This window comes from Streptomyces tamarix, from assembly GCF_032423885.1.
In the GTDB taxonomy this organism is placed as follows: domain Bacteria; phylum Actinomycetota; class Actinomycetes; order Streptomycetales; family Streptomycetaceae; genus Streptomyces; species Streptomyces tamarix.
In genome coordinates this window covers 244,606-256,221 of sequence record NZ_JAWCTQ010000005.1, presented here as the reverse complement: position 1 = coordinate 256,221, position 11,616 = coordinate 244,606, and the positions used below count along the sequence as shown (strand labels likewise).

Sequence of the window (11,616 nt, the reverse complement as noted above, 5' to 3'; positions counted from 1 at the left end):
CCCCCCCCCCGGGGGGTGCCGCCCGGAGCCGCGCCGGTGGGCGGCGGGGTGCCGTAGGGAGGGGAGTCGTACGGCGGGACCCCGGAGGGCGGCGGTAGGTCGGAGGGGGGCGCGCCGGAGGGCGGCGTGCCGTAGGGGGGCGGGGAGTCGTACGGCGGCGCGCCGGAGGGCGGCCCGTACGACGGCGGCCCGTACGACGCCGGCCCGCCGGTCGCCGGCGGGGTCCCGGCCCCGTCGGGGCCGGCTCCGGGGACGGCGTCGGGGAGCACGGCGTCCTGGGGCTCGGTGCCGACGGGCGGCGGCGCGGGCAGGGTGGGCGCGGCGGGGCCGCGGTCCGGCACGCCGACCGCCTGCCCCAGGGGCGAGACACCCGGGAGGCCCGCCGCCTCCGGTACGTCCGGCACCTCCGGGGCCGCGGGAACGTCCGGGACGGCGGGCGCCGCGGGCGCGTCCGGGACGGCGGGCGAGGACCTGCCGGGCAGCGCCCTGACCATGTGCCGGACCCGGTCCCGGGCCCGCGCGGGCGGCACGGCGTGCGAACGCGCCCCGTGCGGCGCGCCCCCCTGCCCGCCCTGCCCGCCCGGCTGGCCCTCGTCGGGCCGGTCGTGGGCCGCCGGCGCGTCGCTCCGCCCCGCGTCGGCCGGCCCCGCGCCGCCGGGCGCCGCCACCGCCGCGCCCACGACGCCCGAGGGGCCGCCCACCGCGTACGCCCGCAGCAGCCGCTCCGCCTCCGCCCCGTCGATCCTGCGGGCCGGATCGCGCTCCAGCAGCCCCCGCACGACGGGCAGCAGCGGCCCCGCGGCGGCGGGCGGGCGGATCTCCGCCTCCACCACGGCGTGCAGGATGCCGCCCAGCGAGTCGCGGTGGAAGGGCGAGTGCCCCGTCATCACCGCGCACAGCAGCGCCCCCAGCGACCACAGGTCCGCCGCCGGGCCCGCCCGGTGGCCCTGCATCCGCTCCGGCGCGGTGTACTCGGGCGAGCCGACGAACATGCCCGTCTCGGTCAGCGTGCTCGCCCCCGCCAACTGGGCGATCCCGAAGTCGGTCAGGACGACCCGCCCGGTGGCCTCCTCCACCAGCACGTTGGCCGGTTTCAGGTCCCGGTGCAGCACCCCGATCGCGTGCGCGGCGCGCAGCGCGGACAGCAGCGCCAGGCCGATCCGGGCCGCCTCGTGCGCCTCCACCGGGCCCCGTACGGCGATCCGCTCGGCGAGCGACACGCCCTCGACGAACTCCATCACGATGAACGGGACGCCGTCCTCCTCCACCACGTCGTGGACGCAGACGATGTGCGGGTGGTGCACCCGGGCCACGGCGCGCGCCTCGCGCAGCGTGGCGTCGACGGCCTCGTCGCCGCCGCCCGAGGCGTCCGCGTCGACGTGGAGCTCCTTCACGGCGACCTGACGGCCCAGCAGCTCGTCGTGGGCGCGCCACACGGTCCCCATCCCGCCGCGGCCCAGCCGGGCCTCCAGACGGTAGCGGCCGACGATCCGCCGCTGCTCACGCGCCTGCCCGTGCGGCTGCTGCCGCGGCTCCCCCTGCTCCTCCGGTCTCCACCCTCCGACCGACACGGCCCATCTCCTCCGCTCGCGCCGAGGAGGTCACCCCTCGGCGGGTCGCCAGTGGCGCAGCACCATGTCGAACTGCTCCCGTGTGGTCGCCCAGTCTTCCTCGGGAGACGACATGTACAGCGCGTACTCGGTTCCGTCGTCCGTGTAGTACACCTGGTCCATCGCGTGGCGCTTACCGGGGTGTGTCCCTTTCTCGTGCCAGGTGAACTCCCAGAGACAGGATTCCAGCTGATCACGGAACGTATTCTGGCCGAGCTTCACCCGGCGGTATTCCGGCAACCTCTCCCGCAGGGTCTTTTCCACGTCGAGCATGTGCATGTACGGGTTCGCGAAATCCGGCTCATCGTCGACGCTGACGCGGATGCGGTGCCTGCCGTCGTCCGGGGTGTAGTCGACCTGGCCGCCGTCCGTCCGCCGCTTCCAGCCGGCCGGTACGAGCAGGCCGAAGCCGAGCGGGTCCTCGACGCGCTCCCACCCCTCCGGCACGCCGCCGCCCGGGTCGGACGGGCCGGACGGGTCGCCCGGTCCGCCCGGGTCGGACGGGGGCGCGCTCGGCGCGGGGGCGGTGGTGGCGGGGGCGACGGCGGCGGCACGGCCGGAGTCGGTGTACCGCATGGCGGCGAACCCGGCGCCCGCGCCGACCACCGCCGCGAGGAGCACGACCAGGGCGGCCTTGCGCCAACGGGCCAGCCCCGCCCGGGCGGTGGCCCGGCCGGGACGCGGGGCGGGGGCGGTGGCCGTGTCGCCCGCCCGGTCGCGGGCGGCACCGCCCGCCTCCCGGCGCACCTCGCCGGGGGACACGGGACGGGTCGGTACGGACGCGGGCGCGGCGGTCGGCGTACGGCCCTTTGCCGCCTCGGCCAGCATGCGTTCCGCCTCCGCGGCGGTGGGCCGGTCGGCGGGGTCCTTGCGGAGCAGCGCGGTGATCACCGGGGCGAGCGGGCCCGCGTGCACGGCCGCCCCGGCCTCCTCGGTGACCACGGCCTGCATGGTGCTGATCGCCGACGAACGGCGGAACGGCGACTCGCCCTGCACCGCCGTGTACAGGGTGGCGCCCAGCCCCCACAGGTCGGAGGCCGGGCCCGGGTCGGCGCCGCGGACCCGCTCCGGGGCGAGGTAGTCGACGGAGCCGACGATTTCACCGGTGCGGGTGATGGTGGTGTCGCCCTCGATGGCGGCGATGCCGAAGTCGGTGAGCAGCACGCGCCCGTCGCGGGCCAGCAGCACGTTGCCGGGCTTGACGTCCCGGTGCAGCACCCCGGCGGCGTGCGCGGCGCTCAGCGCGCCCAGCACGTGCAGGCCGATCCTGGCGGCCTCGCGCGGCGCGATCCGGCCATCCGGCGCGGACTTGGCCGCTTCGGCGAGGGAGGGGCCGTCGACGTACTGCATGACGATCCACGGGCGGTCGTCGTGCTCCAGCACGTCGTGGACGGTGACCACGGCCGGGTGCGTGATCCTGGCGGCGGCCCGCGCCTCCTTCTGGGTACGGGCGTGCAGGACGGCCCGGTCGGCCTCGGAGGCGTACTGACCTGCCGTCAGCTCCTTGACCGCCACCGTGCGGTGGAGCACCTCGTCGTGGGCCCGCCACACCTTGCCCATCCCGCCCCGGCCGATGGTCTCGCCCAGCCGGTAGCGCCCCGCGAGCACCAGCCCCCCGCCCACGCCCTGAGTCCGTTCCACGTGCCTCCGCCCAGCCCCGCCCCGCCCCTTCGGAGCAAGGTTACGGAGGGTGTACGACACGGGAACCTCGGGGCGACCACGGAGATCACACCGTGACACGGGTCCCGCTGATTGGCGCGAATTCGCCACCATTCATCCCTCGAACGGGCTAACCGACGGTGCGTCAGCGTGACGCGCGGTACGCCTTGACGGCCTGCTCGTAGATCTCCGTGACCTTGTCCCGCTCGGACTCGGGGCCGATGGCCTGGACGACGTGGTAGCGGTCGCCGACGAGGAGCACGAGGTTCCGCACGTACACCTGGCGCCCGTTGGCGTCCTGCCAGGTGAACTGGCCCTCCGCCATGGCCTGTCGGCCGACGTCGACGCGGCGCAGACCGGTCGCCGTCGCCCAGGTCGAGTCGCGCCACGGCTGGAGCTCGCGCTCCGTGGCGCGCTGGTACTCCAGCGGGTCCGCGCCGGCCGTGCGGACGGTGTCGCGGCCGGGGACGACGATCAGCGTGTAGTCGCCGTCCGAGTAGCGGACCTGCCCGATGTCGTTGATGGGGCTGCGGCGCCAGGTCCGGTCGACGCCGACGCGGAAGCCCTCCGGGTCCTCGCGGACGACGTACCCCTCCGTCAGGGCGGGCGCGGTGGGCGTCCCGGCGTTGGTCGAGGGGGCCCGGTCGCCGGGCGACGGGCTCCGCGGCGCGGACGCCTCCGGGCTGGGCGGGGTCTGCCCGTGCGGGGCGGTCGTGGTCGGCCGGGCCGTGCCGGTGGGGCGCTGCGACCGGTCCTGCGGCTCGGCCTTGGGCAGGAAGAGCACCGCGTACGCGACGGCGGCGGCGAGGCCGAGCAGTATCAGCAGCAGGAGCGTGCGCCCCAGCGCGCGCGGACCGCCCCTGGGGTGCCGCTCCTTGTCCTTCTTGTGGCGGTGCCGGGCGGGCGCCGGGGCCGTGTGGACCGCGGAGGCGGGGGGACGCGTGCGCGTGCGCGGGCGGCGCCTGCGGACCAGGTCGCCGCGGCGGCGGACGATGGGCAGGCGGGCGGCGTCGACGGACGGCATCGGGACGACGGAGGCGCCCGCGTCGGGCTCGGGCGCCGAGCGGACCAGGGAGCGCAGCCAGCCGCGCAGCTCCTCGAACTCAGGCCGCTCGGTGGGGTCCTGACGCAGCAACGACTCGACGACGGGGCGCAGCGGGCCGCACTCCTCGGCGAACGCGGGCGGTTCGGAGCACACCAACTGGACGAGCTCGGCGGCGTTGTCCTCGGGGTACGGGGCGTGGCCCTGGAGGACCCGGTACAGCAGCGCGCCGAGCGCCCACAGGTCCGTGGCGGGGCCGATGGGCGGGGCGAGCTGCCAGGTGCCGTGCACGGGGCCGGCCTGCTCGGGCGCCCACCGTTCGGTGACGGCGCCGACGACGGCGATCCTGGTCTGGCGGGCGCGCTCGGCGGCGAGCGGCGTGGTGGGGCCGCGGTAGACGGCGGCGGACGCCGGTTCCGCGTCCGCTCCGGCGGCACGGCCGGTGCCGGGCTCGCGGCGGGGGTGCGGGGGCTGGGGCCGGGCCTGCTGGGCCTGGCGCTGGGAGTCGGCGCGCAGGGCGGCGCGGGCGCCGCCGTACGGGGCGACGTCCCCGTACGGGGAGCTGCCGCCGCCCGCGGGGACCGGGCCGTCCCGCCACGTACCGGCGAGCAGCGCGCGCGGGGGAAGGACCCCGCCGTCCTCGTCGTCCTCGTCGTCCCCTTCGGTCCCGACGTCCCCGTCGCCGTGGACGTCGTCGGGGCCGTAGGGGTCGTGGGTGCCGTGGCCGCCGTAGGCGTCGTGGCCACCGTAGAGGTCGTGGGCGTCGCGGGCGTCGTAGAGGTCGTGGAGGTCGTGGACGTCGTACTGGGTGGTGCCGTCGGCCTCGTCGTCCCCGTCGTCGTCCCCGTCGCCGTCGTCGGCGATGCGGTCCGCGGCCTGGGCGACGTACTGGGGCTCGTACCCGCTGGGCAGGGCCGGCGGGCCGGGCGGGAGGGGCGCGGGGGCCATGGCGCGGGGGGCGCCGTACGGGTCCTCGTACACGTCGTCGTACGGGCCGTCCTCGTCCGGGTCGTCCTCGTCGTACGCCTGCACGCGCCCGGTGACGACCTCGGCCCCGTCGTCGTACGCGTCGTCGTACGCGTCGCCGTCCTGCTCCCCGGGCTCGTCCGCGTACGGCTCCGCCTCCCCGACGTCGTGCCCGTCCGCGTGCGGGTCGCCGTCCGCGTCCAGGTACGGGAGGTCCGCGTCGTCCGGGAACGGCACCGGCGCGTAACCGCACAGGGCCTCCTCCGCGGCGCCGGCGGCGAGCCCGGAGAGGACGACCCGGCCGTCGTCGCAGACGAGGACCGTGCGCACGGTGATGTTGCGGTGCGTCCAGCCGTGGGCGTGCAGCGCGCGCAGCGCCGTGAGCACGTCGGAGGCGATCTCGGCGGCGCGGTACGGGCTGAGCGGCTCCTCGCGGACGAGGGCGGCGAGCGGCCGGGCGGCGATCGGCTCGCTGACGATCCACAGCGATCCGCCCTCGGTGAAGACATCGAAGACCTGGTCGAGGCGCGGGTGGTCGGGGATCCGGGCCACGGCCTGCACGGCCTCGACGGCCCGCTGGACGGCCGGGTCGGCGGTCGCGCGGACGGCCGTGCGCTGCGGCGCGTGCCCGTACGGGCGGTGGTAGGCGCCGTCCGCGTCGACGACCTCGGCGTCCACGGTCTCCGGCAGGGGCAGTTGCCGGACCACGACCTCCTGGCCGCTGTACGTGTCAAAGGCGCGCGTCTCGACCAGCCCGTACGCCCCGGCGTCCCCGTACCCGTCCTCGTCGGAGGGGAGGAGGGGCAGGCGATAGCGGTCGGCGAGCACCCTTCCCGCGTAGTCGTCCACGACGCCTCCCCAGCAGCGCGCTGTTCCCCCCGGCTCCGCCGTTCGCACGGAATCGTACGGAGCCGTCGTCCCTGGTCCTTGCTTGTGCAGTTACCCGCCTGATGCGGCTTCGCACGGTCCGCGCGCTCTCACGATACGTGCCGTGGGTCAGTCCGTGGGCCGGAACGTCGCGAACGCGGTGTTCCTGAGCGTGGTGCACTCCGGCCCGTTCCACTCACTGGACTTGCACGAGATCATGATCGCGTAGCCGTGCGTGGCGTCGACCTTGAAGCCCCTGTTGAGGACCCGTACCCGCGTGCCGCCCTGGTCGCGCTCGAACTGCCAGTCGGCGACGGTCGGGTAGCCCTTGTACGAGACGGGCTTGATGCCGTGGTGCCGGTAGCCGCTGCTGCTGGCGGCGACGGCGCCCATGGCGGCGTTCCACGCGGCGGCGGCGTCGCCGCCGGGGCTGTCGGTGTAGTCGACCTGCACGCGCGGGAAGCCTCCCGAGGCGCTGAATATCCCGCCGGAGCCGCGGCCCGCCACGCCCGTCATGCGGAAGCCGGAGGGCATGGCCATGGAGAAGTGGAAGCGGTCGTTGGTGACCGTCCTGTACCCGGCGGGGAGCGCGGGGCCGGAGCCGGTGCCGGGTGAAGCGGGCGGCTTGGTGCCCGTGCCGCCCGTCGTGCCGGAGTCGCCGCCCGTCGTGCCGGACCGGCCGCCGTCCTGCTGCTGTCCGGGCTCGCCGTCCGGGCTGCCGCCGTTGCCCCCGGTGGTGGCGCCGCCCGTGGAGTCGCCGCCGGTGGTGGTGCCCTCCGAGGCGGCCTTGTCGCCGCCCCGGGTGCCGCCCGAGCCCTGGGCGGTCGTGTCGTCGCCGCCGCCGAGGGCGAACGCGAGGACGGTGGCGAGGACCGCGAGGACGGCCACGACCGCGATGGTGACCAGCGTGCGCCGGGGCACCACGTCGGTGAGCGGCGCCCGCACGGGGACGGGCGGGCCGGAACGTTCCGGCTTGGCCGGCCGGGTGGTGGTGGCCGCCGCGGCGGCGTTCCGCACCGAGCGCAGGGCGCCGCGCAGCCGCTCGGCGGTCGCGTCGCCGGCCGGGGCGGCGCCGGTCGTCGCGGCGGTGGTGGCGGTGGAAGCCGTGGCCGCCGGGGGGACGGGCGGGAGCGGGACGACGCGCGTGGCCTCCGGGGACGGCTCGGCCGGCGGCGGGGCGGCCGGGGCCGCGGTCACCCGGAGGACCTCGTTGAGCAACGCCCGCGCGCCCGCGTCGTCGAGACGCTGCGCCGGGTCCTTGGCGAGCAGCCCGTAGATGACCTTGTCGAGCGGGCCGGCGTTCTTCGGCGGGTCCAGTTGCTCGGTCATCACGGCCGTGAGCGTCGCTATGGCGGAGCCCTTGTCGTACGGCGGGTGGCCCTCCACGCACGCGTAGAGGAGCCCGCCGAGGGACCACATGTCGGCGGCGGGGCCGGGGCGCTGGCCCCGGGCCCGCTCCGGCGAGATGTAGGAGGGCGCGCCGACGAGCATGCCGGTGGACGTGATGGACGGATCGCCCTCGACCTGGGCGATGCCGAAGTCGGTGAGGACGACGCGTCCGTCGTCCGCGATGAGGACGTTCGACGGCTTCACGTCGCGGTGGAGGATGCCCTGGCGGTGCGCGGACCGCAGCACGTCGAGGATGGCGAGGCCGACCTCGGCGGCGCGCCGCGGCGTGAGCGTGCCGTCCTCGCGGACGACGTCGGCGAGGGAGCGGCCCTCGATGAGCTCCATGACGATCCAGGGGCGGTCGTCCTCGTCGACCACGTCGTAGACCGTGACGGCGCTGTTGTTGCGGATCCGGGCGATGGCCTTGGCCTCGCGCAGGGTGCGGGTGATGAGGCGCCGCTTCTCGTCCTCGTCGATGGCGTTGGGGAAGCGCAGCTCCTTGACCGCGACGGTACGGCCCAGGGTTTCGTCGACGGCCCGCCAGACCGTGCCCATGCCGCCGCGCCCGAGGACGGCGCCGAGCCGGTAACGCCCCGCCAACAAGCGGCCCTCGGTCGTCACGCGGGCGCCGCCCGCGGACTTCTTCACCAGGCCCGCCCCGGCCGTGCCGGCAGCCGCGCCGCCGGCCGCACCGGAAGCCGCCCCACCCGCCGGGGCCTCGTCCTCCAGGGTCCGGTCCGCCGGAGTCCCGTCCTTCGGTGCCGTGCTCGCGGGCGCGGCCTTCGCGGGGGTGTCCTTTCCTGGGGTGTCCGCGGCCGGGGTCCCGCCCTCGGGACGGGCGCCCGTCACGGCGTCGTTCTCCGGGGCACCACCCTCCGCGCCGGCGTCGCCCTTCGACGTCGCGGCCTGCTCGGCCCCGTCACCCTTCACCGTCGCACCCTTCGAGGTCGTGCCCTCGCCGTCGGCGCCCCGCTGAGGTTGCCGCGCCGCGTCCCGCGACTGCTCCGCTCCCGACATGCGTCCCCTCTGCGATCCTGTTCCTCGCCCGCGCCTGCCGCGTCCGCGCGATGCGGTAACCCGCCCTGGTGGAACCTTCATTGTCCCTCACTCCGGGACCGGGGGTTCTCCCGGGTCCGGCGTCCGCGAGGATGGCGGTGAAGGAGGGTGCCGCGCCATGTCGAAGTTCAGGACGAGACTCGTGGTGCCCTTGGTTCTGGCCATCGGCGGACTGATGGCGGGTGACCCCGCGGCCACGCCGCCCTCCGTCCTGTCCGGACTGGTCACGACGGGCCGCGCCCCGGCCGCCGCGCTCCTCTCCGAGACCTCCGGGACACCCGGAGCCCCGGGGTCCACCCGGTTCGAGACGACGGGACCGGCCATCGGCCGCCCCGACCACTTCCGTGCGGGCAGCGTCACGAAGACGTTCGTCGCCACGGTCGTCCTCCAACTCGCTTCGGAGGGGCGGCTCGCCCTCGACGACCCGGTCGCCGCCCACGCCCCCGCCCTCCTCCCCCCTCCGCTGGACCGGCGCGTCACCCTGCGCCACCTCCTCACGCACACGAGCGGCCTCCCCGACCTCGCACGCCCCTCCGGCGCCACCGTCCCGCCCGAAGGGCTTCGCGCGGCGCTGGCGTCCCGCGGCCCGAAGCCGCCCGGCGGCTTCGCCTACTCCAACACCAACTACGTCGTCCTCGGCCGGATCGTCGAACGCGTCACCGGCCGCTCCTACGCCGCCGAGGCCCGCCGCCGCATCATCATTCCCCTCGGACTGACCGGCACGTCCTTCCCCGGCTCCCGCACCTCCCTCCCCGCACCGCACGGTCGGGGGTACGACTCCGCCGGGCGGGACGTCACCTCCCTGGACCCGCGCGTCGCGGGCGCGGCCGGCGAACTGGTCAGCACCCTCGCCGACCTGAACCGCTTCTACTCCGCCCTCCTCGGCGGCCGGCTCCTCCCGCCGGCCCAGTTGGACGCCCTGCTGGACACCTCGTCCGCCCACGGCCGCTACGGCATGGGCGTCTTCCCCACCCGGCTCCCCTGCGGTGTCACCGTCTGGGGCCACAACGGCCGCGTCCCGGGCAGCTACGTCCGCTCCGCCGCGACCGTCGACGGCCGACGCGTCGTCACCTTCCGCGTGAACACGGACACCTTGGCCGCCGCTCCCGGGCCGCCCCTGGAACGCTCCGTCCTGGAGGCCGAGTTCTGCCCGCCCTCCGACGCGGCGGCGGGTCACAGCGGCACGATGTCCGGGGCGCCCAGCCGGGCCGCGTCCGCGGTCTGGTCGTCCGGCTGACGCTGCGACTCCCGCTCCGCCTCGACCCTCTTCTCGTAGTGCTCCACCTCCTTGGCGACCTGGTCCTCGCCCCAGCCGAGGACCCGCGCCATCAGCTCGGCGCACTCGCGGGCGCAGCCGGTGCCCCGGTCGAAGGTCTCGATGGAGATCCGGGTCCGGCGCGTGAGCACGTCGTCCAGGTGCCGGGCGCCCTCGTGGGAGGCGGCGTAGAGGATCTCCGCGCGGAGGTAGTCGTCGGCGCCGGTGACGGGCGCCCCGAGGGCCGGGTCCGCGGCGACGAGGTCGAGCAGCTCCTCCGTCAGGGTCCCGTACCGGTTCAGCAGGTGCTCGACGCGGGCGACGTGCAGGCCCGTCCGGGCGGCGATGCGGGCCCGGGCGTTCCACAGCGCGCGGTACCCCTCGGCGCCCAGCAGCGGCACCTCCTCCGTGACGCAGGGGGCGACCCGCACGTCCAGGCCGTGGACCGCCTCGTCCACCGCGTCCTTGGCCATCACCCGGTACGTCGTGTACTTGCCGCCCGCGACCACGACCAGCCCGGGCACGGGGTGGGCGACCGTGTGCTCGCGGGACAGCTTGCTGGTCGCGTCGGACTCGCCTGCCAGCAAAGGGCGCAGGCCCGCGTAGACGCCCTCCACGTCGTCCCTGGTCAGTGGCGTGGCGAGGACGCCGTTGACGTGTTCCAGGAGGTAGTCGATGTCGGCGCTCGACGCGGCGGGGTGCGCCTTGTCGAGGTCCCAGTCGGTGTCGGTCGTCCCGATGATCCAGTGGCGGCCCCACGGGATGACGAACAGGACGCTCTTCTCCGTGCGCAGGATGAGGCCCGTCGTCGAGTGGATGCGGTCCTTGGGGACCACCAGGTGGATGCCCTTGGAGGCGCGGACGTGGAACTGGCCGCGCTCCCCGATCAGCGCCTGCGTGTCGTCCGTCCACACGCCCGTCGCGTTGACGATCTGCTTGGCGCGGATCTCGTAGTCGCCGCCCGCCTCCACGTCCCGCACCCGGGCGCCGACGACCCGCTCGCCCTCGCGGAGGAAGCCGACGACCCGGGCGCGGCTGGCGACGTGCGCCCCGTACGCCGCGGCCGTCCGCACCAGCGTGGCGACGTAGCGCGCGTCGTCCATCTGGGCGTCGTAGTACTGCAGGGCGCCCACCAGGGCGTCCCTGCGCAGGGCGGGGGCGACCCGCAGGGCGCGCCGGCGCGACAGGTGGCGGTGCACGGGCAGGCCGCGGCCGTGGCCCGAGGAGACGGACATCGCGTCGTACAGGGCGACGCCCGACCCGGCATACAGCCGCTCCCAGCCCTTGTGCCGGAGCGGGTAGAGGAACGGCACCGGCTTGACCAGGTGCGGCGCCAGCCGCTCCAGCAGCAGGCCGCGCTCCTTCAGCGCCTCCCGCACCAGCGCGAAGTCGAGCATCTCCAGGTAGCGCAGGCCGCCGTGGATGAGCTTGCTGGACCGGCTCGACGTCCCCGACGCCCAGTCACGGGCCTCCACCAGGCCCGTGGCGAGGCCGCGGGTCGCCGCGTCGAGCGCCGTACCGGCCCCGACCACACCACCGCCCACGACCAGTACGTCGAGTTCGCGCTCGGCCATGGCCGCCAGGGCCGCGGTCCGCTCCGCGGGTCCCAGTCTCGCTGTCCTCACCGCTGCCTCCCGTCGCCGTCCCCCTGTGTGCCCGGGCTCACCGACTCGATTCTGTCCCCGCTCACCGGCATCGGCCACCGGCCCCGTGCGACCTGTGGACAACACTCGGACGACCACGACCGCGCAATACCGCATAACGGTCATATT

At 75.9% G+C, this 11,616-nt stretch carries 6 protein-coding genes; 1 reads left to right on the top strand and 5 read right to left on the bottom strand.

Translation table 11 applies throughout. The features are described from left to right. The 4 genes from RND61_RS06900 to RND61_RS06885 all read right to left on the bottom strand — a co-directional run. Window positions 1-1,445 (bottom strand): protein kinase domain-containing protein (locus RND61_RS06900; protein ID WP_315876889.1); only part of this gene is annotated, 1,445 nt, incomplete at its 3' end. A gap of 156 nt (window positions 1,446-1,601) precedes the next feature. Continuing rightward, window positions 1,602-3,251 carry a serine/threonine-protein kinase gene (locus tag RND61_RS06895; protein WP_315876873.1) on the bottom strand — a complete coding sequence of 550 codons (1,650 nt, stop codon included), beginning with the start codon at window positions 3,249-3,251 and terminating at the stop codon, window positions 1,602-1,604. A gap of 163 nt (window positions 3,252-3,414) precedes the next feature. Continuing rightward, a complete protein-coding gene (locus RND61_RS06890; RefSeq protein WP_315876872.1) occupies window positions 3,415-6,126 on the bottom strand; it encodes a protein kinase in 2,712 nt (903 codons plus the stop codon). Between the two features lie 147 nt (window positions 6,127-6,273). Further along, window positions 6,274-8,550, bottom strand: coding sequence for a serine/threonine-protein kinase (locus tag RND61_RS06885; protein WP_315876871.1), 2,277 nt, complete (start codon window positions 8,548-8,550; stop codon window positions 6,274-6,276). 157 nt (window positions 8,551-8,707) lie between these two features. Between RND61_RS06885 and RND61_RS06880 the strand changes: the two genes are divergently transcribed. After that, a complete protein-coding gene (locus tag RND61_RS06880; RefSeq protein WP_315876870.1) occupies window positions 8,708-9,826 on the top strand; it encodes a serine hydrolase domain-containing protein in 1,119 nt (372 codons plus the stop codon). Here the strand turns inward: RND61_RS06880 and RND61_RS06875 are convergent. Beyond that, complete coding sequence (locus RND61_RS06875; RefSeq protein WP_315876869.1) at window positions 9,763-11,469, bottom strand: glycerol-3-phosphate dehydrogenase/oxidase; 1,707 nt, start codon at window positions 11,467-11,469, stop codon at window positions 9,763-9,765. The two genes, RND61_RS06880 and RND61_RS06875, sit on opposite strands and share 64 nt — an antisense overlap. Between the last annotated feature and the right edge of the window lie 147 nt (window positions 11,470-11,616).

Coding starts and splice junctions, on each gene's coding strand:
- RND61_RS06880 (WP_315876870.1), top strand. CDS start 8,708: ATGTCGAAGTTCAGGACGAGACTCGTGGTGCCCTTGGTTCTGGCCATC.
- RND61_RS06885 (WP_315876871.1), bottom strand. CDS start 8,550: ATGTCGGGAGCGGAGCAGTCGCGGGACGCGGCGCGGCAACCTCAGCGG.